Source organism: Streptomyces winkii, from assembly GCF_032248595.1.
In the GTDB taxonomy this organism is placed as follows: domain Bacteria; phylum Actinomycetota; class Actinomycetes; order Streptomycetales; family Streptomycetaceae; genus Streptomyces; species Streptomyces winkii.
Genome location: NZ_JASTTH010000002.1, coordinates 639,656 through 662,380, shown reverse-complemented (window position 1 = coordinate 662,380; position 22,725 = coordinate 639,656). Strand labels below are relative to the sequence as shown.

The window sequence follows — 22,725 nt, the reverse complement described above, 5'->3', positions numbered from 1 at the left end:
GCCGTGGCCCCTTCACATATTGTGATCTTGCTCGCGAAACGTGACCGGAACGATAAATCGACTCCGAACGCTCGACAACGGGGGCACGCCGGTCTTCAAATCGTTGTGCCCCGCCCGGCCCTGCGAAAACCGCCCCGACACAGCGCGCGGAGCCCCGTACACTGGGCGGAGCGACAGGCGATGAAGGGGACGAGTAGCGTCCGTTCGCAGCCGAGAGCGACCTGGGGACGGTGTGAGCCCAGGGGCCTGCACGGCGTGAAGATCACCCCGGAGCCGCCGGAAGAAAGCGCGGGACTGAGACCGGCGCGAGTAGAACCGGCAGCGCACCCCAATGAGGGGGCAGTGGGCCCGGCCCGCTGCCAAGGAGGGTGGTACCGCGGGTCCGCCGCCGTTCAGGCCGGCGCTCTCGTCCCTCCGACGGAAGCTGAGATGTCCGCCGGAGGAAGTTCCGATGCCGCAGTACCGCCAGGTGCCAGCCCAAGTAGACCTGCCCGCCCTTGAGCACGCCGTGCTCGACTTCTGGCAGGAGAACAAGGTCTTCGCCCGCACCCTCGAACAGTCCGAGGGGCGGCCCGAGTGGGTCTTCTACGAGGGCCCGCCGACCGCCAACGGGATGCCGGGCGCCCACCACATCGAGGCCCGCGTCTTCAAGGACGTCTTCCCCCGCTTCCGCACGATGCGCGGATACCACGTGGCGCGCAAGGCCGGCTGGGACTGCCACGGGCTCCCCGTCGAGCTGGCCGTCGAGCGCGAGCTCGGCTTCAACGGCAAGCAGGACATCGAGGACTACGGCATCGCGGAGTTCAACGCCCGCTGCCGCGAGTCCGTCACCCGGCACACGGACGCCTTCGCCGAGCTGACGACGCGCATGGGCTACTGGGTCGACATGGACGACGCCTACCGCACCATGAACCCGGAGTACGTGCAGTCGGTCTGGTGGTCCCTGAAGCAGATCTTCGAGAAGGGCCTGCTCGTCCAGGACCACCGCGTCGCGCCCTGGTGCCCGCGGTGCGGCACGGGCCTGTCCGACCACGAACTGGCCCAGGGATACGAGACGGTGGTCGACCCGTCCGTCTACGTGCGCTTCCCGCTGACCTCGGGCCCCCTCGCGGGCGCGGCGTCCCTCCTGGTGTGGACGACCACGCCCTGGACGCTCGTCTCCAACACCGCGGTCGCGGCGCACCCGGACGTCACCTACGTCGTCGCGACGAACGGCTTCGAGAAGGTCGTCGTCGCCGAGCCGCTCCTGGAGAAGGCGCTGGGTGAGGACTTCGAGGCGACCGGAGAGCGCTTCACGGGCGCCGAGATGGAGCGCTGGAGCTACGAACGCCCCTTCAACATCGTGGAGATGGAGGGCGCTCACTTCGTCGTCAACGCCGAGTACGTCACGACGGAGGACGGCACCGGCCTGGTCCACCAGTCCCCCGCCTTCGGCGAGGACGACATGCGCACCTGCCGGGCGTACGGCCTGCCGGTGGTCAACCCCGTCCGTCCCGACGGCACCTTCGAGGAGGGACTGCACCTGGTGGAGGGGCAGTTCTTCAAGAAGGCGGACGAGGCGCTCGTCGCCGACCTCGACGCGCGCAACCTGCTGCTGCGCCATGTCCCGTACGAGCACAGCTATCCGCACTGCTGGCGCTGCCACACGGCGCTGCTGTACTACGCGCAGCCGTCCTGGTACATCCGCACCACCCGGATCAAGGACGCCCTGCTGGAGCAGAACGAACTCACCAACTGGTATCCGGAGTCGGTCAAGCACGGCCGCTACGGCGACTGGCTCGACAACAACATCGACTGGGCACTCAGCCGCAACCGCTACTGGGGCACCCCGCTGCCCATCTGGCGTTGCGGCGAAGGGCACTTGACGTGCGTCGGCTCGCTCGCCGAGCTCACGGAGCTGACCGGCGCCGACCAGTCGTCGCTCGACCCGCACCGCCCGTACATCGACGAGGTGACCTTCGACTGCCCGGCCGAGGGCTGCTCGCTGGAGGCCGAGCGCGTCCCGGAAGTCATCGACGCCTGGTACGACTCGGGGGCCATGCCCTTCGCGCAGTGGGGATACCCGTACAGGAACAAGGAGCTGTTCGAGAAGCGCTACCCCGCGCAGTTCATCTCGGAGGCCATCGACCAGACCCGCGGCTGGTTCTACACGCTGATGGCCGTCGGCACGCTCGTCTTCGAGAAGTCCTCGTACGAGAACGTGGTCTGCCTCGGCCACATCCTCGCCGAGGACGGCCGCAAGATGTCCAAGCACCTCGGCAACATCCTGGAGCCGATCCCGCTCATGGATCAGCACGGGGCGGACGCGGTGCGCTGGTTCATGGCCGCGGGCGGCTCGCCGTGGGCGGCACGGCGCGTGGGGCACGGCACGATCCAGGAGGTCGTCCGCAAGACGCTGCTGACGTTCTGGAACACGGTGGCCTTCCAGGCGCTCTACGCCCGCACTTCGGGCTGGGCCCCGTCCGAGTCGGACCCGGTGCCCGACGCCAGGCCGCTGCTGGACCGCTGGCTGCTGAGCGAACTGCACGCTCTGGTGGACCAGGTGACGGTGGCCCTGGAGGGCTACGACACCCAGCGCGCCGGCAAGCTGCTCTCGACCTTCGTCGACGACCTCTCCAACTGGTACGTCCGCCGGTCCCGGCGCCGCTTCTGGCAGGGCGACCCGGCGGCGATGCGCACGCTGCACGACACCCTGGAGACGGTGACGCGTCTGATGGCCCCCATCGTGCCGTTCGTCACCGAGCGCGTGTGGCAGGACCTGGTCGTGCCGGTCACGCCGGGCGCGCCGGACTCGGTCCACCTGGCCGACTGGCCCGAGGCGGACCTGGAGAAGGTGGACCCGGAGCTGTCCCAGGACATGCTTCTGGTGCGCCGCCTGGTCGAGTTGGGGCGTGCGACGCGTGCCGAGTCCGGCGTCAAGACCCGTCAGCCCCTCTCCCGCGCGCTCGTCGCGGCGCACGGCTTCGAGACCCTCTCCCCGGACCTGCGCAACCAGATCACCGAGGAGCTCAACGTCACGGCGCTCGCCTCCCTTTCGGAGGTCGGCGGCTCGCTGGTCGACACCACGGCCAAGGCCAACTTCCGTGCCCTGGGCCGCCGTTTCGGCAAGGGCACGCAGGCTGTGGCCAAGGCGATCGCCGACGCGGACGCGGCCGCCCTCTCCGCCGCCCTCCGCGAGGGCACGGCCGCAGTCGAGGTGGACGGAGAGCAGGTGTCGCTCTCCCCGGAGGAAGTCATCATCACCGAGACCCCGCGCGAGGGCTGGTCCGTCGCGTCCGACTCGGGGGCCACCGTCGCCCTCGATCTGGAGATCACCCCCGAGCTGCGCCGTGCGGGCCTCGCGCGTGACGCGATCCGCCTCGTCCAGGAGGCGCGTAAGAACTCGGGGCTCGACGTGGCGGACCGCATCGCGCTGCGCTGGTCGACGAGCGACGAAGAGGTCGGCCAGGCGCTCGCGGACCACTCCGGGTTGATCTCCGACGAGGTGCTCGCCGACGAGTTCGTCCGGGCAGACGCCGAAGACGTCGCCGCCGCCGGGGAGTTGGGCTTCGGCCCCTCTTTCGAGGACGAGTCGCTCTCCCTCACCTTCCGCCTCCGCAAGGTCTGACGGGAGCGAGTCGCACACGGGCCGACAGGGCCGCCGCGAGGCCCCGGGAGCCGTGCCCTACCGCACGGTCTCCGGGGCCTTGTCGGCGCTTCGCCGCGGTCGTACGGCACACCCGCGACCGCGGAGCCGCCACAAAGCTTCTCAGCGTCCGGCTGACGGAGTGAGAGCCGCTTGCGGCCTCCCGGGGCCCGAGGTCCCGAACAGGCGGCGTACGAGCGTCTGAGGGCGCTGTGCGCGCTCACGTCGTGCAAGCGCCGGGCGGAGGGGCCCAGGGCTACCCGCGCACGGCAAGGGCCCGGGCCCGGAAGCCTGTCGCTTCCGGGCCCGGGCCCTTGCCTTCGTGCCGGCGAGTACCGCCGTCAGACGCTCAGTTGTCGTCCTCGTCGATCAGGAAGCCCCGCATCGGTGACGGAGCCTGCTGCGGCGCGGGGCCGCCCTGCGGACGTACGGGAGCCATCGGCTGCGTCATGGCCGGGGACATCTGCTGCTGCCCACCGCCGTAGCTCGGGCCGCCCTGGCTGTGGCCGCCGGGACCGCCCATGCTGTGCCCGTTGCCCCCCATCGACTGGTGACCGCCCATGGTGCCCACTCCGGCACCGGCAGGCGCGCCGGCCATCGACGGGGACGGCGGCAGGGAGGGCGCGGCAGGTGCGCGCGGAGGAGCCAGCGAGTCGTCCGCCTGGTTCTCCAGCTGACGCAGCTGGCTCTCCAGGTACGACTTCAGGCGCGTCCGGTACTCGCGCTCGAAGCCCCGCAGGTCCTCGACCTTGCGCTCGAGGGTCGCCCTCGCGGACTCCAGCGAGCCCATCGCGACGCGGTGCTTCTCCTGCGCATCCCGCTCCAGGGCGTCGGCCTTGGCGCGGGCGTCCCGCTCCAGACCCTCGGCACGGCTGCGCGCCTCACCGACGATCTTGTTCGCCTCGGAACGGGCTTCCGCAATGGCCTGGTCGGCGGTCTGCTGCGCAAGCGACAGCACGCGAGCGGCGCTGTCGTTGTTCTGCCCGCCACCCGGCATCTGCGGGCCGCCGGGACCCATCGGGCCACCGGGACCACCCTGAGGACCGCCCGGACCCATGGGTCCGCCGGGACCACCCTGAGGACCGCCGGGACCGGCAGGAAGCTGCGGCTGCCCACCGGGAAGCTGGGGCGGACCGCCCATTCCCTGCTGCGGGCCGTGCTGGCCAGGACCGCCAGGGCCGTGCTGACCGGGGTGCTGCCCAGGACCGCCGGGACCGTGCTGACCCGGCGGCACCGGCTGCGGACCTGATATGGCGGCGGGCACGGGACCCCCGCCTTGCCGGTCCTGCGGCTCCGGCTTACGCATCCCGCCCTGCTGCTGGTTCTGCGCGGCGGCACGGGTCGCTGCGGCGAGCTTCGCTCGCAGGTCCTCGTTCTCACGCAATAGGCGCGTCAGCTCGGCTTCGACCTCATCGAGAAAGGCATCGACCTCGTCCTCGTCGTAGCCTTCTCGGAGGCGGACGGTCGTGAACTGCTTGTTCCGCACGTCCTCGGGGGTCAGTGGCATCTCTTCACCTCAACGTAACTCGTCGGCATGTCGGCAAGACCATTTAGATCGTTCACAACCCGGCCACGACTTGGATCAGGATGTAGACGATGATCATCAATACGAAGAAGGACAGGTCGAGCGCCACGCCCCCGAAGCGCAACGGCGGAATGAACCGCCGGAGCAGCTTGAGTGGCGGATCAGTGACAGTGTAGGTCGCTTCGAGAACGACCACCATCGCCTTGCCGGGCTGCCATGAGCGGGCGAACTGGAAGACGTAGTCCATCACCAGTCGGAAGATCAACACGAGCAGGAAGCAGTACAGCGCGACTTGGACCACTTCGAGTGCGGTACTCACTGCGCTTCCCTCTCCCCTCGCCACGTTGGGCGCTCTCGTGCGACCTTACGGCCCGTTCCGTTGATCCTTGCGTCTTCAGCTCTGGTTGAAGAACCCGCCCTCTGCGATGCGGGCCTTGTCCTCCGCCGTGACATCGACGTTAGCAGGAGACAGTAGGAACACCTTCTGCGTCACTCTTTCAATACTCCCGTGCAAACCGAAGACCAGACCGGCAGCGAAGTCGACAAGTCTCTTCGCGTCCGTATCGTCCATCTCCGTCAAGTTCATGATCACGGGGGTACCCTCGCGGAAGTGTTCCCCGATGGTACGGGCCTCGTTGTAGGTCCGGGGGTGCAACGTGGTGATCCGGTACGGCTCCCGCTCGGAGACTACTTTTGGCATGATCACCGGGGCGCTCTTCTCCAGACTTTGGCGTTCAGGTGTGATGGATGACACGGGGGCAATTCTCCCGGATCGTCCATTTTCGATGACCGCCGGGGAAGACGGCTGCTCCCTCTCGCGCTGCGCGGGAGGGTGCATCACGCGGACCGGCTCGGCCGGTTCGTCCTTCTGCAGGGAGTCGTGCGGCTGAAGCGGCTCGTGCCGCCGGCGGTCCCGTTCCGGCTCCGGTTCGGGTTCGAACTCGTCGTCGGGGTCGAAACCCGGGCCGTCGTACCCATCGTCCTCCACGAGGCCGAGGTAGACCGCCATCTTGCGCATAGCGCCGGCCATTCTCTGCGTCCTCCGCTCTGTGGTGGGCCCCTGCCTTCGGCGGGGAAGCCCATGGCTCCGTCACCTGTGGTTGGATCCCCGCGGCCTTGTCCGTCTGTCGCTTCCGACGGAAATGACCATATTTTGTGCCGTGGTCCGACTTGCTTGGCGACGTTACCGGAGCCGGGGTCGCTCTCCGAGTACCGCACTGCCGACGCGCACATGTGTCGCACCGGCAGCGACCGCCTCTTCGAGATCCGAGCTCATCCCTGCTGACACCATGGTTGCAGCAGGATGCCTTGTACACAGGCTGGTTGAGATTTCCCGCAGCCGTTCGAAGGCGGCGGACGGCCGTCCCGCGTACGGACCGGTGAGCGGTGCGACGGTCATCACGCCTGCCAGGCGCAGCCCTTGGGCCGCTTCGATCGCGTCGCCGAGTGCGGCGACGGACTCCGGAGCCGCACCACCCCGTCCCCCGGCGGATTCTGACTCCGCGTCGAGTGCGACCTGGACGAGGCACTCCAGCCGCCGGTCGAGAAGTACGGCCGCGCTGCTCAGGGCGTTGACGAGCCGGGGGCGGTCGACGGAGTGGACCACATCGGCGTAACCCGCAACGGAGCGCGCCTTGTTGGTCTGGAGCTGACCCACGAAGTGCCACGTCACAGGGACGTTGCCGCACTCGGCGGCCTTCGCCGCCGCCTCCTGGTCCCGGTTCTCCGCGACATGCCGCACGCCCAGCTCCGCCAACAGCCGTACGTCCCGGGCGGGATAGGTCTTCGTGACGACGATCAGCGTGACGTCTTCACGACTGCGCCCCGCCGCGACACAAGCGCCTTCGATGCGCTCCTCCACCCGTGCGAGTTTCTCGGCGAGCTCGGCCTGACGGGCCGTGAGGTCCGTCACGGTTCAGTTCACCTCCAACCAGACATAACTCGCAAGACGGCCGGTCGTCTTTTCACGTCGGTACGAAAAGTGATCAGCAGACTCCAGAGTGCACACGGTGGACTGTTCCAGAGTTGTGACACCGGACGCCTTCAACTGCGCCCGTACGCCCGCCGCCATGTCGACCGACGGCGTGTCCCAACTCGTCGTGGCGTACGCCTCGGGGACCGCCGCGGCGACCGTCTCGCGCATCTCCTCCGGCACCTCGTAGCAACGGCCGCACACGGCGGGCCCGGTGCGGGCCACGATCCGCTCCGGGACCGCACCGCGACCGCGCATCGCCTCGACGAGCGCGGGCACCACTCCGGCGACGAGACCCGGCCGTCCGGCGTGCGCCGCTCCCGCGACGCGTGCGACGGGATCGGCCAGCAGCACGGGAGTGCAGTCCGCGGTGAGCACCGCGAGGGCGAGCGAGGGGCGCCGGGTGACGATGCCGTCGAGCGGAGGCGCGTCGTCGCCGAACGGCCCGTCCACGAGCGCGACATCGCGCCCGTGCACCTGGTGCATCCATACGACGTCGCCCGGGTCGAGCCCGAGCGACGTGGCGGCACGGGAGCGGTTCTCGCGTACGTGCGCGGGGTCGTCGCCGACCCTGCCGCCGAGGTTGAGGGACTCATAAGGAGCGGCGCTCACCCCGCCCCACCTGTCGGTGAAGGCGAAGTGCGCGCCGCTCACGGAGTCGTGCGTGTGTATCACTTCAGGAAATCCGGCACATCCAGTTCCTCGGCCTGGCTGTCCTGGTACGGACGCGCCGGCGGGACCGTCGGAGGCAGCGAGTCGCGGCCGGCGCCCGGCGATTCGCCCACCGGCTCCGGGTCGCTCTCGCGCGGGGTGACGCTGCCGAGGCCGCCGAATGACGGACGGTCGGCGTCGGGGTCGGTACCGGCGAGGGAGCCCGTCGAGGACGGATCGTCCTTGGGAGCGTGCGAACCGAGGGCCTTGTCACGGTTCTTGGACGGCGGCTGCCCGCCGTCGAAGCCCGCCGCGATGACCGTGACCCGCACCTCGTCGCCGAGGGCGTCGTCGATCACCGCACCGAAGATGATGTTGGCTTCGGGATGCGCGGCCTCGCTGACGAGTTGCGCAGCCTCGTTGATCTCGAACAGGCCGAGGTCCGAACCGCCCGAGATCGACAGCAGCACGCCCCTGGCACCGTCGATCGACGCCTCCAGCAGCGGCGAGGAGATCGCCATCTCCGCGGCGGCCACCGCACGGTCGTCACCGCGGGCCGAGCCGATGCCCATCAGCGCCGAACCCGCCTCCGACATCACGGACTTGACGTCCGCGAAGTCGAGGTTGATCAGCCCGGGCGTGGTGATGAGGTCGGTGATGCCCTGGACACCGGAAAGCAGCACCTGGTCCGCCGACTTGAACGCGTCGAGCACGCTCACCTGGCGGTCCGAGATGGACAGCAGACGGTCGTTGGGGATGACGATGAGGGTGTCGACCTCGTCGCGCAGACCGGCGATGCCGTCCTCGGCCTGGTTCGCGCGGCGGCGGCCCTCGAAGGTGAAGGGGCGGGTGACGACGCCGATCGTCAGCGCGCCGAGCGAGCGGGCGATGTTGGCGACGACGGGAGCGCCGCCGGTGCCGGTGCCGCCTCCCTCGCCGGCCGTGACGAAGACCATGTCGGCCCCCTTGAGGACCTCCTCGATCTCCTCACGGTGGTCCTCGGCGGCCTTGCGGCCGACATCGGGGTTGGCGCCTGCTCCCAGACCGCGTGTCAGTTCACGGCCCACATCGAGCTTGACGTCGGCATCGCTCATCAACAGGGCCTGCGCGTCGGTGTTGATCGCGATGAACTCGACGCCCTTGAGACCGACCTCGATCATCCGGTTGATGGCGTTCACGCCACCGCCGCCAATGCCGACGACCTTGATGACTGCGAGGTAGTTCTGCGGTGCTGCCACGTCGAAGGCCTCTCGCCTCGAGTTACGTATCCCTGTCGGGCGGTCCACGTCGACCCGAACCCTAAGCGTGAAGTTTAGGGTTACCGGTGTCTGTCTTCCCTGGAGTCTTGGGAACGGACACTAAGTCGACAAGTGGTGGGTGTTCAACGAACACGCCGAACCTCCCGTTTTTCTTTTCACCCTATGTGATCAGGCCCAGGGGTGGTCATCCAGGGTGCTGGCCTGCGGTGACGCCCGTCAACTCCCCGACGACGCAGGGGCGCTGGGAACACTGACATCGAAGTGCCGTGCGCCCTTGGACGCTTTCATCAGCGCGGTCAGTGACTCGGCCTTGGCGATCCCCTGTTCACCACTGCCCCACAGCACCGTACGGCCTCCCGTCAACTCCAGTGTGATGGAGTCGTAGGAACGCAACCGGACAGTGCGGGTGTCACGCGCCACGGAATCGGGAAGCGCGGTGACGACGCGGACGGCTTCGCGCCGCAGCCGTTCCTTGCCGAAGTGTCTCAGACCCGCGGAGCGCTGAACTTCCATCACCAGAAGCGGAACGCCCTTCGGTTGCTCCGGAACTACGTCGAAACGCACGCCTTCAACGTCCACTTCGACGAATTTCTCCTCATGTCTCATGGCCAGTTCCGGCTTCCGTTCGGACACTTCGATACCGATTCCGTGGGGCCAGGCCCGTACGACGCGCACCTCGTCGAGGCGGGGAAGCGCGGACTTGAGACGGCGCTCCGCCGCGCTCCTGTCGACGGACAGCAACGGGGTGCCAACCGGAATACGGGCCGCGTCGCGTACCTGTTTCTCGGTGAGCACCTGGGTGCCGCTGACGGAGACCCGTTCGACGAGTACCCAGTTCGATCCGTACAGGGCCCACGCGCCGAATCCCGTGAGCGCGAGCGCCAGCGCGAAGAGGACGAGCAGGGCACGCAGCCGGGCCCTCCGCGCCCCCGCCCGCGTCCGCGCGCCGCGCGAACCGGACGGTGGCGGGCCGGAGTCGGCCTCCGCCGCCGGGCGGGCCGCCGAATTCCTTCCGCGCCCCTCGGCGCTCTTCGTCGGCCCCGTGGATCCGGCCACGCTTCCCTGCCTTCTCTCACGCCCCTCGGCGTGCCGCGATCGCCTCGTACACCATGCCGACCAGAAGCTCGTCGGCGTCCGGCCGGCCGAACTCCGCCGCGGCGCGCGCCATGTCGTGCAGCCGGTGCGGATCGGTGAGGACCGGAAGCACGTTGCCCAGGATCCACTCCGGGGTCAGCTCGGCGTCGTCGACGAGCAGTCCGCCCCCGGCCTTGACGACCGGCTGTGCGTTCAGCCGCTGTTCGCCGTTGCCGATAGGCAGCGGTACGTACGCGGCCGGCAGGCCGACCGCCGACAGCTCCGCGACGGTCATCGCGCCCGCCCGGCAGAGCATCATGTCGGCCGCGGCGTACGCGAGATCCATCCGGTCCACATACGGTACCGGGACATACGGCGGCATTCCGGGCATGTTGTCCGGCTGCGGCAGTTCGTTCTTCGGGCCGACCGCGTGCAGCGTCTGGATGCCCGCGCGCTGAAGGTGCGGTACGGCGTGCTGCACGACCTCGTTGAGCCGGCGCGCGCCCTGCGAGCCGCCCGTGACGAGCAGCGTCGGCAGATTCGCGGCCAGGCCGAACGACGCGCGCGCCTGCGGCCTGGCGGCGGCGCGGTCCAGCGTCGCGATGGCGCGGCGCAGCGGGATGCCGATGTAACGGGCGTTGCGCAGCTTGCTGTCGGGGGTGGAGACCGCCACGTGGCGCGTGTAACGCGAGCCGATCTTGTTCGCGAGGCCCGGCCGTGCGTTGGCCTCGTGGATGACGATGGGCACGCCGAGCCGCTTGGCGGCGAGATAGGCGGGCAGCGCCACATAGCCGCCGAATCCGGCGACGCAGTCGGCCTTGGTGCTCTCCAGGATCTGCTCGGCGGCCTTGATGGTGCCGCGCAGCCGCCCCGGGACGGTGATCAGTTCGGGCGTGGGTTTGCGCGGCAGCGGTACGGCCGGGATGAGTTCGAGCTGATAGCCGCGTTCGGGCACGAGGCGGGTCTCAAGGCCGCGTTCGGTTCCGAGCGCCGTGATTCCCACGGTCGGATCCTGCCTGCGCAGAGCATCCGCGAGGGCGAGCGCGGGCTCGATATGGCCGGCGGTGCCACCGCCGGCGAGTACGACGTGCACTCTGATTCACCGCTCTCCGGACGGCCGCCGATCCGCGCGCCGTCTCATCGTGTTCGTTCTCACCCCTGCCAGCCTTCTCCGCAGGCGCTGCCGCAGAGCAGGCTGCCGCATGGCCAGAGCCGCTCTGGCCGCGGGGTCGCTCCGCGCGAACGCGATGAGCAACCCGATGGCGAACATCGTCGGCAGCAGGGCGGAACCCCCGTAGGAGAACAGCGGGAGCGGGACACCTGCGATCGGCAGCAGACCGAGCACCGCACCGATGTTGACCACGGCCTGGGCCGTGATCCAGGTGGTCACGCCTCCCGCGGCATACCTGACGAAGGGTTCCTCCGTGCGTCCGGCCACGCGGATACCCGCATAGCCTAGAGCCGCGAAGAGGGCGAGCACCGACAGCGTCCCCGCGAGACCGAGTTCCTCCCCGGTCACGGCGAAGATGAAGTCGGTGTGCGGTTCGGGGAGTTGGCCCCATTTTTCCACGCTGGCACCCAGCCCCGAACCGAACCATCCGCCCGATGCGAGCGCGTAGATCCCGTGCACGGCCTGCCAGCACTGGTCGTCCGTGCCGGGATCGGTCGCGCCGATGCAGGCAAGCCGGGCCATCCTGTTCGGGCTGGTCATGATGAGGAACGCGCCGATGAGGAAGGCGACCGCCATGACTCCGGCGAAGAGCCGGGTCGGCGCGCCCGCGAGCCAGAGCAGCCCGAAGAGGACGGCCGTGAGGATGATCGCGGTCCCCATGTCGCCGCCGAGCATGATGAGTCCGAGCAGCAGCAGCCCGGCGGGCACGAGCGGGATGAGCATGTGCTTCCACTGGTTCAGCAGCCGCCGGGACCGCTTGCGGGCGAGCAGGTCGGCGCCCCACAGCACGAGGGCCAGCTTGGCGAATTCGCTGGGCTGGAGCTGGAACGGGCCGCCCAGATAGATCCAGTTGCGGTTGCCGTTCACGGCGTGCCCCAGTCCCGGCACCTGGACCAGGCACATCAGGACGACGGATACGGCGAGCAGCGGGTACGCCAGCGCCCGGTGGAGTCTGATCGGCATGCGGGAGGCGGCCAGCAGCAGTACGGCGCCCACGATCGCGGCGATCAGCTGCTTGCGGAAGAAGTACGTGGAGGGCAGCCCCGATTGGAGCGCCTCGATCTGCGACGCGGAGAAGACCATCACCAGCCCGAGCACGGTGAGCAGCAGGCTGCCGCCGAGGATCAGGTAGTACGCGGTGAGCGGCCGGTCCCAGGCGCGCCTGGCCTTCGCGAACAGCGCCGGCGTACCGCGGCCCCCGCCGGGACGGGTGGGGCGCCGCGCGGGACGCCGCGGCCGCAGCGGACGTCCCGGAGGTGCCGACGAAGTGCCCTTGCCCGGACGGGACTTGGCGGGGCGTGAGCGCTGGACCTCACGCGCGAGGAGAGCCCCGGAGGCGTCGTGCGGCGCGGCGGAGCCCGGAAGCGCGGCGAGCGAGCGCGGCGCGGGACCCGCCGGCAGAGCCGGAACAGCCGCAAGTCGCGGAGAAGCAGGGAACGCAGGGAAGACCGGGAACGCAGGGAAGACCGGGAACGCGGGGAAGGCCGGGAACGCAGCGCGAAGGGAAAGGGACGGGAGAGCGGGGAGAGTGCGAGAACCGCGAACCGGCGCGGGCGTCGGCGCGGCGCCCCGGAGCGCTTTCGGCGCCCTCAGAGCCCGGCGCAGCCTCCCGCGCAACGCCCCTGCGGTGCGGCGGCTCATGGCGCGTACGGTGTGCCGCCGCCTGCCGGACTCTCCCGGAGGTCCGGCGGCCGGAGTGCCGACGGCCGCGGTGCCGCTGTCGGGCGTCATCTGTCGCTTCCCCTCCGTCTGCTCCCGCGACACGGTCCGCGGGACCGGCGGGTTACTCCACCTCGTGCGTGCCGGCCGCTGCCAGCGCGCGCACGGCGTCGGTGAATGCGTCACCGCGCGCGTTGTAATTGACGAACATGTCCATCGAGGCGCAGGCCGGTGCCATCAGCACCGTATCCCCGCGGCGGGCGAGCCGCGCCGCTTCCCGGACCGCCTCGGCCATCGCCCCAGTGTCGGTCCGTGCCAGGTCCACCACCGGGACATCCGGGGCGTGTCGCGTGAGGGCTTCGTGGATGAGGTGGCGGTCCGCGCCGATGAGGACGGCGCCGCGCAGGTGCGGCGCGGACTCCCGTACGAGTTCGTCGAATGTGGCGCCCTTCGCGAGACCGCCCGCGATCCACACGATCGAGTCGTACGCGGCCAGCGACGCCTGCGTGGCATGGGTGTTGGTCGCCTTGGAGTCGTCGACGTACGCGACTCCGTCGACGTCCGCGACGTGTGCGATGCGGTGGGCGTCGGGACGGAAGGCGCGCAGCCCGTCGCGTACGGCCGCGGGCGGCACGCCGTAGGCGCGCGCGAGGGCCGCGGCGGCAAGGGCGTTGGCGATGTTGTGCGGCGCGGCCGGCGTGATGTCCGAGACCTCGGCGAGCTCCTGCGCCTGCTCGCGGCGGTTCTCGATGAAGGCGCGGTCCACCAGGATGCCGTCCACGACGCCGAGTTCGGACGGGCCGGGGGTGCCGAGGGTGAAGCCGACGGCCCTGCACCCCTCGACCACGTCCGCCTTGCGCACGAGCGCCTCGGTCGCGGGATCGGCGCAGTTGTAGACGCAGGCGACCCGATTGCCCTCGTAGACGCGGCCCTTGTCGGCGGCGTACGCGTCCATGGAGCCGTGCCAGTCGAGGTGGTCCGGCGCGAGGTTGAGCACGGCGGCGGAGTGCGCGCGCAGGCTCGGCGCCCAGTGCAGCTGGTAGCTGGAGAGCTCCACCGCGAGCACGTCGGAGGGTTCGTCGGCCAGGACGACGTCGATCAGCGGGGTGCCGATGTTGCCCACGGCGGGCGCCCGCAGCCCGGCGGCGCCCAGGATGGAGGCGAGCATCTGCACCGTCGTCGTCTTGCCGTTGGTGCCGGTGACGGCGAGCCAGGGCGCGGGCCCGCCGGGCCGGCCGGACGGGCCTTCGTACGGAGTTCCGCGCAGCCGCCACGCCAACTCGACGTCGCCCCATACGGGTACGCCCGCGGCGCCGGCCTCGGTGAAGAGCGGGCTCTGCGGTTTCCAGCCCGGTGATGTGACGATCAGGTCGACGTCCGGGGGCAGGGTCTCGGCGTCCGCGAGCCGCACCGTCACGTCCTGGTCGCGGAGTTCGGCGGCACGCGCGCGGTGCGTCTCGCCGTCGCCGCCGTCGACGACGGTCACCCGCGCACCGATGCGCTTCAGGGCGCGTGCCGCGCTGACGCCGCTGACGCCGATGCCGGCCACCGTCACGTGCTTCCCCGCGAGATCGGGGGCGTCCGCGGTGCCCAACGGGTCGTGCCGGTCGTTCACTTGCTGGCCGCCCACCCTGCGTAGAAGATCCCGACGCCGAGGATCGCGCACATGCCCTGGATGATCCAGAAACGGACGACGACCAGGACCTCGGACCAGCCCTTCAGTTCGAAGTGGTGTTGGAGCGGCGCCATCTTGAAGACCCGCTTGCCCGTGAGCCGGAACGAGCCGACCTGGATGACGACGGACATGGTGATGAGGACGAAGAGCCCGCCGAGGATGGCGAGCAGCAGCTCCGTACGGGAGCAGATGGCGAGCCCCGCGAGGGCGCCGCCCAGCGCGAGCGAACCGGTGTCGCCCATGAAGATCTTGGCGGGCGAGGTGTTCCACCACAGGAAGCCGAAGCAGGCTCCCATCAGCGCCGCCGCGACGACCGCCAGATCGAGCGGGTCGCGCACCTCGTAACACCCCGGGCCCGCGGTGAAGGGGTTGGCGCAGGACTCCTGGTACTCCCAGACGCAGATGAAGACGTACGCGCCGAAGACCATCACGGACGCGCCGGTGGCCAGGCCGTCCAGACCGTCCGTCAGATTCACGCCGTTGGACATGGCGAGGATCATGAACAGCGCCCAGATCACGAAGATGACCGGGCCCATCGACCAGCCGAAGTCCTGCGTGAAGGAGAGCTTGGTCGAAGCGGGCGTCAGCAGGCGCAGGTTGGCGAAGTTCAGCGAGAGCACCGCGAACGCCGTGCCGACGATGAGCTGTCCGGCCATCTTGGCCTTGGCCCGCAAGCCGAGGCTGCGCTGCTTGACGATCTTGATGTAGTCGTCGAGGAAGCCGACCAGGCCCATGCCCGCGAAGAGGAAGAGCACGAGCACGCCGGAGAAGCTCGGCTGACTGCCCGTCAGCAGCTTCGTGAGTGCGTACGCCGCGACCGTCGCCAGGATGAAGGCGATGCCGCCCATCGTCGGCGTTCCGCGCTTGCTGTGGTGGTTCTGCGGCCCGTCGTCACGGATGAACTGTCCGTAACCCCGGCTCGCGAGCAGCTTGATCAGCAGTGGCGTCCCGATCAGGGACAGGAAGAGTCCGGCGACTCCCGAGTAGAGGATCTGGCTCATACCCATCGGGCGGCGACCTCACCCTCGTTGGTCCCGGGCTCCACGAGCGCGTCCGCGACGCGCTCCAGACCCACCGAACGGGAAGCCTTCACCAGTACGACATCCCCCGGGCGCAGTTCGCTCCGCAAGAGCTCGACCGCCGCCTCAGCGTCGGACACGTGCACCGACTCCTCACCCCACGAACCCTCGTTCTTCGCGCCCATGTCCAGCCAGACGGCCTCCTGGCCACCCACCGCCACGAGCTTGCTGACGTTGAGCCGGACGGCGAGCCGCCCGACCGCGTCGTGCTCGGCAAGCGAATCGTCGCCGAGCTCGGCCATCTCACCGAGCACCGCCCAGGTCCGCCGGCCCCTCCCCATCGCGGCCAGCGCACGGAGCGCGGCCCGAGTCGACTCGGGGTTGGCGTTGTAGGCGTCATTGACGACCGTGACCCCATCGGCGCGCTCGGTGACCTCCATCCGCCAACGCGAGAGCGTGCTCGCGGCGGAGAGCGCGGTGGCGATGTCCCCGGCGGGCATGCCCAGTTCGTGGGCGACGGCCGCCGCGGCGAGCGCGTTCGACACGTGGTGCTCACCGTACAGGCGCATGGTCACGTCACCGCACCCGGTTGGTGTTCGTAGCGTGAAAGCGGGCTGCCCCTGGTCGGTGAGCCGGACATTCTCGGCACGTACGTGAGCATCCTCGGCCTCGCCGAAGAGCAGGACGCGCGCGCTCGTGCGCTCGCGCATGGCCCGTACGAGAGGATCGTCGGCGTTGAGCACGGCGACGCCGCCGCCGGGTTCGCCGTCGGCCGCCGCCTCCGGCAGCGCCTCGACCAACTCGCCCTTCGCCAGGGCGATCTGCTCCCGGCCGCCGAACTCGCCGATGTGCGCCGTCCCGACGTTGAGGACGACGCCGATGCGCGGCGGCGTCAGCTGCGCGAGGTAGCGGATGTGGCCGATGCCGCGTGCCCCCATCTCCAGTACGAGATGGCGGGTGCCGGCCTCGGCCCGCAGCGCGGTGAGCGGCAGGCCGATCTCGTTGTTGAGCGAGCCCGGCGTCCACACCGTGGGGCCGAGGCGCTCCAGCAGCTGGGCGATGAGGTCCTTGGTGCTGGTCTTCCCGGCGGAGCCGGTCAGCGCGACGACCTGGGTGCCCAGCCGCTCGACCGCGTGCCGGGCGAGGGCCCCCAGGGCGCGGGTGACGTCGTCGACGACGAGGGCCGGCACGCCGACCGGCCGGGTGGCGAGCACGGCCACGGCTCCGGCTTCGACCGCGCTGCGGGCGAAGTCGTGGCCGTCGGCGCGTTCACCGGCGAAGGCTGCGAAGAGACTGCCGTGGGCCACTTCCCGTGAATCGATGACAACGGGTCCTGTGACCTGGGCGTCGGGGTCCGGTATGTCGCTCTGCTGCCCGTCGACGACAGCGGCGATCTCGGCGAGAGATAGGGGGATCATCGGTCTTCGGCGTCTGTCCCTTGGGTCGTCGTGCTGCTGTTCACCGCGGCCGGCAAGGCAGCCGCGGGAGACGGGGCAGCCGGCGCGGCCGCCGCTTCCGCCTCCCGTTTGTGCCGGATGGCCTCGCGCAGCACGAGGGTGTCGTCGAACGGTCTTACGACTCCCGCGATGTCCTGCCCCTGCTCGTGTCCCTTGCCGAGGACGATCACGGTGTCTCCGGGCTCGGCGCGGTCGACCGCGAGACGGATCGCGGCGGCTCTGTCCTCCTCCAGCAGTACGGTGCCGCGGTCGTACGCGGGCACTTCCGCGGCGCCCGCGAGCATGGTGGCGAGGATCGCGAGAGGGTCCTCGGTGCGGGGGTTGTCCGAGGTCAGCACCGCGGTGTCGGACAGCCGCGCGAGCGCGGAGCCCATGGCGGGGCGCTTGTGCGGGTCGCGGTCGCCGCCGCAGCCCAGCACGGCGTGCACGCGGCCCTCGGTGACCTTGCGGATCGCGAAGAGCACGGACTCGACGGCGTCGGGCTTGTGCGCATAGTCGACGATCGCGAGGTAGTCCTGTCCGGCGTCGACGCGCTCCAGGCGGCCCGGCACACCCGGTACGGTCGCGATGCCGTCGGCGGCGGTCTGCGGATCGATGCCCGCGGCGACGAGGGCGGTCAGCGCTGCCAGGGCGTTCGCGACGTTGAAGGGCCCGGCGATCGGCGCGGCCGCCCGTACCGCCTCGTCCTTGGGGCCCACGGCGGTGAACGTCGAGCCGAGCGGCCCCACTTCGACCTCCTCGGCCCGCCAGTCGGCGTCGGGGTGCCCCTCGGCGGAGAACGTGGTGACGGGCACCTCGGACTCGGTGATCAGGCGCTGCCCGTACTCGTCGTCGAAGTTGACCACGCCCGCGCGCGAGCGCGCGCGTGTGAAGAGCTGCCGCTTCGCCCGGAAGTAGTCCTCCATGTCCGGGTGGAAGTCCAGGTGTTCGGGGCTGAGGTTGTTGAAGACCGCGACGTCGAAGACGCAGCCGTCCACGCGGCCCAGCACCAGCGCGTGGCTGGAGACCTCCATGGCCACCGACGTCACGCCGCGTTCGCGCATGACGGCGAAGAGCGCCTGGAGGTCCGTGGCCTCGGGGGTGGTCCGCTCGGAGCGCAGCCGCTCGTCCCCGATGCGGGACTCGACGGTGCCGATCAGCCCCGTCAGCTCGCCGGCCTCACCGGCGGCCTTGCGGAGGCCGCCCTCCACCAGATAGGCGGTGGTCGTCTTGCCGGATGTACCGGTGATGCCGATCTGGAGCAGGTCCCTGCCGGGCTCGCCGTAGATCGCCGCGGCCAGCGCGCCCATGCGGCCGCGTGGGTCGGGCACGGTCAGCACGGGCAGCCCCGTGTCCGCGGAGCGCTGCGTGCCCGCGGGGTCGGTGAGCACGGCGACGGCGCCGAGGCTCGCGGCCTGCGAGGCGAAGTCGGCGCCGTGGAACCGGGCGCCGGGCAGCGCCGCGTAGACGTCCCCGGGGCGCACGGCACGCGAGTCGTGGGTGATGCCGGTGGCCGAGGCCTCCTCCGAGCCCTGCGGGGCGGCCGTGTTCAGCCCGCGTGCCAGCTCCGTGAGCGGAACGGGCCGTACGTGCGCGGGCCGGGGCGGCCCCGAGGTGACGTCCGTCGTCGACCCGGGAGCCGTCTCCGCAGAGACTGGGCGGCCCTCCGCCGAGGGCGAGAGGGAGTTCTGATCAGCTTGTGGCACGGCGGTGAGCGTACCGGGCGGGAGGGCTGTGCCGCGAAGCGAGGGGCTTCACGGAGGGGCGGCTTCCGGCCGGTCGTACGGGCCACCGGCGTGATCGGTGACGCGGTGCGCGGACTGCCGACGGGCGGTGTTTCCGGCTCATCAGCCCTTCTTCGAGCGGTCCTTCTCGGCGCTGACGGGCAGCGGGTGCGCCTTTGCGCCGGTCGGGGGGATCTGGAGGGACTTCAAGGCGAACTTCATGACCTTCTTGTAGACGGGGCCGCACACGTCGCTGCCGAAGTAGCTGCCCTTCTTCGGGTTCTGCACGGCGCAGTAGACCGTCACGCGGGGCTTGTCGGCGGGGGCGAAGCCGGCGAAGGACGAGGTGTACCCGTCGTAGCGGCCGGTGTCGGGATCTACCCGGTTGGCCGTACCGGTCTTGCCCGCGACGCGGTAGCCCGGGATCTTCGCCGTGGTGCCGGTGCCCTCCATATCGCTGACGACCGACTCCAGCATCCTGGAGAGGGTCTTCGCGGTCTTCTCGCTCACCACACGGCGCTTGCCCGGCTCGGGCGCGGCCGTGAAGCCCCCGTCGGGGCCGGTGGTTCCCCGTACGAGCGAAGGCACGTTCCGCACGCCGCCGTTGGCGATCGTGGAGTAGATCGACGCGGCCTGTACGGCGTTGAGCGAGAGGCCCTGCCCGAACGGGATCGTGTACTGCTGCGAGGCGCTCCACTTGCCGGGCTTCTCCAGGATTCCGGAGGTCGCGCCGGGCAGGCCGAGGCCGGTGGGGCGGCCGATCCCGAACCTGCTCATGTACCGGTAGAGGACCTTGTTGGCCTGCTTCTGCTCCTCTCCCAGCTGCTCGGTGGCGAGGATCGTGCCGATGTTGCTGGACTTGGCGAGCACGCCGTTGAGCGTCAGATGCCACGTCTCGTGGTCGACGTCGTCGGCGAAGGAACGGTCGGCGCGCTTGAGCCGGTTGGGGACGGTCACCTCGGTGAGGGGCGTGGCCTTGCCCTCTTCGAGCACGGCGGCCATCGACATCACCTTGCTGGTCGAGCCGGGCTCGTAGACGTCCTGCGCGGCGGCGTTGCCGAGCGCCTGCGGATCGGCCCGGGAGATGTCGTTCGGGTCGAAGTCGGGTGCGCTGGCCATGGAGAGGAGTTCGCCGGTGCGGGTGTCCTGCACGACCACGTAGCCGCTGTCCGCGTCGGAGTCGGCGACCTGTTCGCGGATGGCCTGCTGCGCGGCCCACTGGATGTCGCGGTCGAGGGTGAGCTGCACGTCCGCACCGGGGCGGGCCGGGTGCTCCCGTACGCCCGCGGTGGGAACCTGGCGGCCCCCGGACTGCGCATATGTGATCTTGCCGTCCTCGCCCGCGAGCTTCTCGTTCAGCAGGGCCTCGACGCCGGCGCCGCCCTTGCCCTCGGAGTTGACGAAGCCGAGTACGGACGACGCCAGCTCCCGGTTGGGGTAGACGCGCTTGGGGTGCTTCTCGCGGTAGACGCCCGCGAGCACGTCCGCCGCTTCGCCCTTGCCGCCGTCCGCGGACTTCGCCGAGCGGGCCGCCGTACTGGCCGAGCCCGCGGGCCTGCCCGCCTCGGCCGCCTTCTCGGCGACCTGCTTCTTCAGCTTCTTGATCCGCGTCCACGTGCGCGGCGACTGCTGGCGGGCGAGGAGGACGTAGCGGGTGTCCTTCTTCGCCAGCTTCTGCGTGAGCACCTGCTCGTCCTCGTGGAGTACGGGGGCGAGGAGAGCGGCGGCGCGTTCCGGGGCGTCCGGGACGCCGGTCTGCTTGCGCGTGAACAGGTACGGGTCGGCCGTCACGTCGTAGGCGTCGACCGTCGTGGCCAGTGCCGCGCCGTCGCGCGAGGAGATCGTGCCGCGCTCGGCGGCGAGCGGCACCGTGATGTAGCGGTTGACGGCCGCCTTGTCGGCGAAGGCGCTCGCGTCGACGGCCTGCACCTGGAGCAGCCGGGCGGTGAACGCCAGCATGATCAGCGTGAGGCCGAAGGCAATCAGCCGCAGTCGCGGTCTGGCGCGGGCGAGGCGCAGCCGTCCTCCGCCCTGGGCGGGCACGGGGGGCCGCCCGCCCCCGGACGGCGCGGTGGTCCTCGCGGCCTTCACGGACTTCGCGGGCTTGGCGGGGTTGGCCGACCTGCCGGGCGTCGAAGGCCGGACCGTCTTCGCAGACTTGGACGCCTTGGCGGACTTGGAGGACTTGGCCGACGCGGCGGGCCTGTTGGGCGCCGCGGGCCTCGCCGGCCTCTCAGGCCTCCCTGCCTTCCCCGGATCGCCGCCGTCGCCGTTCCCTTCGCGCGCCCCCCGGGGAGCCGGCCCGCCGGAGCGGCGCCCGTCGCCGCCCTCGCGGCGCGGGTCACGAGGACGTTCGCTCACCGCTCCTCCTGCTGCGGGTCGCCGGTGGCCGGCTGCGGCTTCCCCTTGACGGTGCCGTCGGGCGCCAGGAAGGCGGGCGTGCCACCGGGCACGAGGCCCAGCCCGCGGGCGCGCTTCTCCAGCGCCCCGGGTGCGGAGTACGAGTCGACCTCCTGCTGGAGCGACTGCTGCTCGTCCGTGAGTTCGTCGGTCTGCTTCTCCAGCTTGCTCAGCCGGAACGAGCCCTGGTTGACGGCGGCGTTGAGCAGCAGCAGACCGAGCAGCCCCGCGCCCAGTATCAGCACGACGAGCAGTACGAACGGGGTACGGGCAGCCGTCGAGGACCCGGCCGGCACGAGACGGGCGAGCCGGGAAAGCCGCTGCTGTGCACTCATGAGGTGTGCGCCTCCCTGATGCGCTCCGCGCCGCGCAGCCGGGCCGGTGCGGCACGGCGGTTCTCGGCGATCTCGTCCTCGGTGGGGAGTTCGGCGCCGCGGGTCAGCAGCCTGAGCCGCGGCTGGTACTGCTCGGGAACGACCGGCAGCCCCGGCGGCGCGGTGTTCCCGGCGCCCGCTGCCAGCACGCGCTTGACGAGCCGGTCCTCCAGCGAGTGGTACGACAGGACGGCGATGCGGCCGCCGACCGCGAGCGCGTCGACGGCCGCCGGCACCGCGCGCTCCAGCACGTCGAGTTCGCCGTTGACCTCGATCCGCAGGGCCTGGAAGGTCCGCTTCGCGGGGTTGCCCCCGGTGCGCTTGGCCGCCTGCGGCAGAGCGTCCCGGATCAGCTCCACGAGCCTCGCGCTGTGGCTGAACGGTTCCTTCTCCCGCTCCCGTACGACCGCCTCGACGATGCGCCGGGCCTGCTTCTCCTCGCCGTAGGCGCGCAGCACGCGCACCAGGTCGCCGGGCGGGTAGGTGTTGAGCACGTCGGCGGCGCTCATGCCGCGCGTCTGGTCCATGCGCATGTCGAGCGGGGCGTCCTGCGCGTAGGCGAAGCCGCGCTCCGCCTCGTCCAACTGCATGGAGGAGACGCCGAGATCGAACAGGACGCCCTGCACGCGCGGGACGTCCAGGCGGCCGAGCACGTCCGGCAGTTCGTCGTAGACGGCGTGTACGAGAGTGGCGCGCTCGGCGTACGGAGCGAGGCGCTCGCCCGCGAGCCGCAGCGCCTCCCGGTCGCGGTCGAGCGCGATCAGCCGCGCCGCGGGGAAGGTGGCGAGCAAGGCCTCGCTGTGCCCGCCGAGTCCGAGGGTGCAGTCGACGACGGTGGCGCCGGGCTCGGCGAGAGCGGGGGCCAGCAGATCGAGGCAGCGGCGCAGCATCACCGGACGGTGCCGCTCGCCGGGAGACTCCTGGGAGTGGCCGCGGGGATCGCGGGGACCGCCGAGGCCGCTGAAGGAGCCGCCCTCGGCGGGTTCCTGACCCGCTGCCACTTCCGCGCCGTCTGCGGGCTCTTCGCGGGCGGGCTGCTCTTCGGTCGTCATGCGCCCTTCCTGCCCACGTGCTGCTTGGTCCCCGCCCGCTCGAAGGGAAGCGGCCTGCCGGAGCCGGGGAAGAGGACACCGACGGCCATGAGCGGGAGGAGGCCGAGCC

The 22,725-nt window shown here is 70.6% G+C and carries 17 protein-coding genes; 1 reads left to right on the top strand and 16 read right to left on the bottom strand.

Annotated features, from left to right (window positions below):
- Positions 1 to 451 precede the first annotated feature (451 nt).
- Positions 452 to 3,607 carry an isoleucine--tRNA ligase gene (gene ileS, locus QQM67_RS07180; protein ID WP_314172751.1) on the top strand — a complete coding sequence of 1,052 codons (3,156 nt, stop codon included), beginning with the start codon at positions 452 to 454 and terminating at the stop codon, positions 3,605 to 3,607.
- 367 nt (positions 3,608 to 3,974) lie between these two features.
- Here ileS and QQM67_RS07175 read toward each other — a convergent pair whose 3' ends face one another.
- The 16 genes from QQM67_RS07175 to rsmH all read right to left on the bottom strand — a co-directional run bounded on the left by QQM67_RS07175 (position 3,975) and on the right by rsmH (position 22,454).
- Positions 3,975 to 5,132 (bottom strand): DivIVA domain-containing protein, encoded by a 1,158-nt coding sequence (locus QQM67_RS07175; RefSeq protein WP_314172750.1) that lies wholly within the window; start codon positions 5,130 to 5,132, stop codon positions 3,975 to 3,977.
- Between the two features lie 52 nt (positions 5,133 to 5,184).
- A complete protein-coding gene (locus QQM67_RS07170; RefSeq protein ID WP_314172749.1) occupies positions 5,185 to 5,469 on the bottom strand; it encodes a YggT family protein in 285 nt (94 codons plus the stop codon).
- Between the two features lie 75 nt (positions 5,470 to 5,544).
- Positions 5,545 to 6,180 (bottom strand): cell division protein SepF, encoded by a 636-nt coding sequence (locus QQM67_RS07165; RefSeq protein WP_314172748.1) that lies wholly within the window; start codon positions 6,178 to 6,180, stop codon positions 5,545 to 5,547.
- A gap of 153 nt (positions 6,181 to 6,333) precedes the next feature.
- Positions 6,334 to 7,062 carry a YggS family pyridoxal phosphate-dependent enzyme gene (locus QQM67_RS07160; RefSeq protein ID WP_314172747.1) on the bottom strand — a complete coding sequence of 243 codons (729 nt, stop codon included), beginning with the start codon at positions 7,060 to 7,062 and terminating at the stop codon, positions 6,334 to 6,336.
- Between the two features lie 3 nt (positions 7,063 to 7,065).
- Complete coding sequence (gene pgeF, locus QQM67_RS07155) at positions 7,066 to 7,776, bottom strand: peptidoglycan editing factor PgeF (RefSeq protein ID WP_314172746.1); 711 nt, start codon at positions 7,774 to 7,776, stop codon at positions 7,066 to 7,068.
- Positions 7,777 to 7,793: 17 nt separating this feature from the next.
- On the bottom strand, positions 7,794 to 9,011 hold the full coding sequence (gene ftsZ / locus QQM67_RS07150; RefSeq protein WP_314172745.1) for a cell division protein FtsZ: 1,218 nt from the start codon (positions 9,009 to 9,011) through the stop codon (positions 7,794 to 7,796).
- Between the two features lie 237 nt (positions 9,012 to 9,248).
- On the bottom strand, positions 9,249 to 10,088 hold the full coding sequence (locus tag QQM67_RS07145; protein ID WP_314172744.1) for a cell division protein FtsQ/DivIB: 840 nt from the start codon (positions 10,086 to 10,088) through the stop codon (positions 9,249 to 9,251).
- A 16-nt stretch (positions 10,089 to 10,104) separates the two neighbouring features.
- A complete protein-coding gene (gene murG / locus QQM67_RS07140) occupies positions 10,105 to 11,199 on the bottom strand; it encodes an undecaprenyldiphospho-muramoylpentapeptide beta-N-acetylglucosaminyltransferase (RefSeq protein WP_314172743.1) in 1,095 nt (364 codons plus the stop codon).
- A 6-nt stretch (positions 11,200 to 11,205) separates the two neighbouring features.
- Complete coding sequence (ftsW, locus tag QQM67_RS07135) at positions 11,206 to 12,519, bottom strand: putative lipid II flippase FtsW (RefSeq protein WP_399065817.1); 1,314 nt, start codon at positions 12,517 to 12,519, stop codon at positions 11,206 to 11,208.
- 541 nt (positions 12,520 to 13,060) lie between these two features.
- A complete protein-coding gene (gene murD, locus QQM67_RS07130) occupies positions 13,061 to 14,530 on the bottom strand; it encodes a UDP-N-acetylmuramoyl-L-alanine--D-glutamate ligase (protein WP_314173015.1) in 1,470 nt (489 codons plus the stop codon).
- A 17-nt stretch (positions 14,531 to 14,547) separates the two neighbouring features.
- The gene (mraY, locus tag QQM67_RS07125) at positions 14,548 to 15,612 is read right to left on the bottom strand and encodes a phospho-N-acetylmuramoyl-pentapeptide-transferase (RefSeq protein WP_314173014.1); all 1,065 of its coding nucleotides are present in this window, start codon (positions 15,610 to 15,612) and stop codon (positions 14,548 to 14,550) included.
- Complete coding sequence (locus QQM67_RS07120) at positions 15,609 to 17,048, bottom strand: UDP-N-acetylmuramoyl-tripeptide--D-alanyl-D-alanine ligase (RefSeq protein WP_314172742.1); 1,440 nt, start codon at positions 17,046 to 17,048, stop codon at positions 15,609 to 15,611. Before QQM67_RS07120 ends, mraY begins: the two co-directional genes overlap by 4 nt.
- A complete protein-coding gene (locus tag QQM67_RS07115) occupies positions 17,045 to 18,631 on the bottom strand; it encodes a UDP-N-acetylmuramoyl-L-alanyl-D-glutamate--2,6-diaminopimelate ligase (RefSeq protein ID WP_314173013.1) in 1,587 nt (528 codons plus the stop codon). The genes QQM67_RS07120 and QQM67_RS07115 overlap by 4 nt, the downstream gene beginning before the upstream one ends.
- Positions 18,632 to 18,913: 282 nt before the next feature.
- Positions 18,914 to 20,881, bottom strand: a complete 1,968-nt coding sequence (locus QQM67_RS07110) for a penicillin-binding transpeptidase domain-containing protein (RefSeq protein WP_399065812.1) — start codon at positions 20,879 to 20,881, stop codon at positions 18,914 to 18,916.
- A gap of 266 nt (positions 20,882 to 21,147) precedes the next feature.
- Positions 21,148 to 21,525: an FtsB/FtsL family cell division protein gene (locus QQM67_RS07105; RefSeq protein ID WP_314172740.1), complete on the bottom strand. Its 378-nt coding sequence runs from the start codon at positions 21,523 to 21,525 to the stop codon at positions 21,148 to 21,150.
- Positions 21,522 to 22,454 carry a 16S rRNA (cytosine(1402)-N(4))-methyltransferase RsmH gene (rsmH, locus tag QQM67_RS07100; RefSeq protein ID WP_314173012.1) on the bottom strand — a complete coding sequence of 311 codons (933 nt, stop codon included), beginning with the start codon at positions 22,452 to 22,454 and terminating at the stop codon, positions 21,522 to 21,524. Before rsmH ends, QQM67_RS07105 begins: the two co-directional genes overlap by 4 nt.
- Positions 22,455 to 22,725 lie beyond the last annotated feature (271 nt).

Excerpts from the sequence above, each read along its gene's own strand:
- QQM67_RS07105 (WP_314172740.1), bottom strand. The coding sequence starts at position 21,525 with ATGAGTGCACAGCAGCGGCTTTCCCGGCTCGCCCGTCTCGTGCCGGCC.
- ileS (WP_314172751.1), top strand. The coding sequence starts at position 452 with ATGCCGCAGTACCGCCAGGTGCCAGCCCAAGTAGACCTGCCCGCCCTT.
- mraY (WP_314173014.1), bottom strand. The coding sequence starts at position 15,612 with ATGAGCCAGATCCTCTACTCGGGAGTCGCCGGACTCTTCCTGTCCCTG.
- QQM67_RS07120 (WP_314172742.1), bottom strand. The coding sequence starts at position 17,048 with ATGATCCCCCTATCTCTCGCCGAGATCGCCGCTGTCGTCGACGGGCAG.
- QQM67_RS07175 (WP_314172750.1), bottom strand. The coding sequence starts at position 5,132 with ATGCCACTGACCCCCGAGGACGTGCGGAACAAGCAGTTCACGACCGTC.
- rsmH (WP_314173012.1), bottom strand. The coding sequence starts at position 22,454 with ATGCTGCGCCGCTGCCTCGATCTGCTGGCCCCCGCTCTCGCCGAGCCC.
- QQM67_RS07165 (WP_314172748.1), bottom strand. The coding sequence starts at position 6,180 with ATGGCCGGCGCTATGCGCAAGATGGCGGTCTACCTCGGCCTCGTGGAG.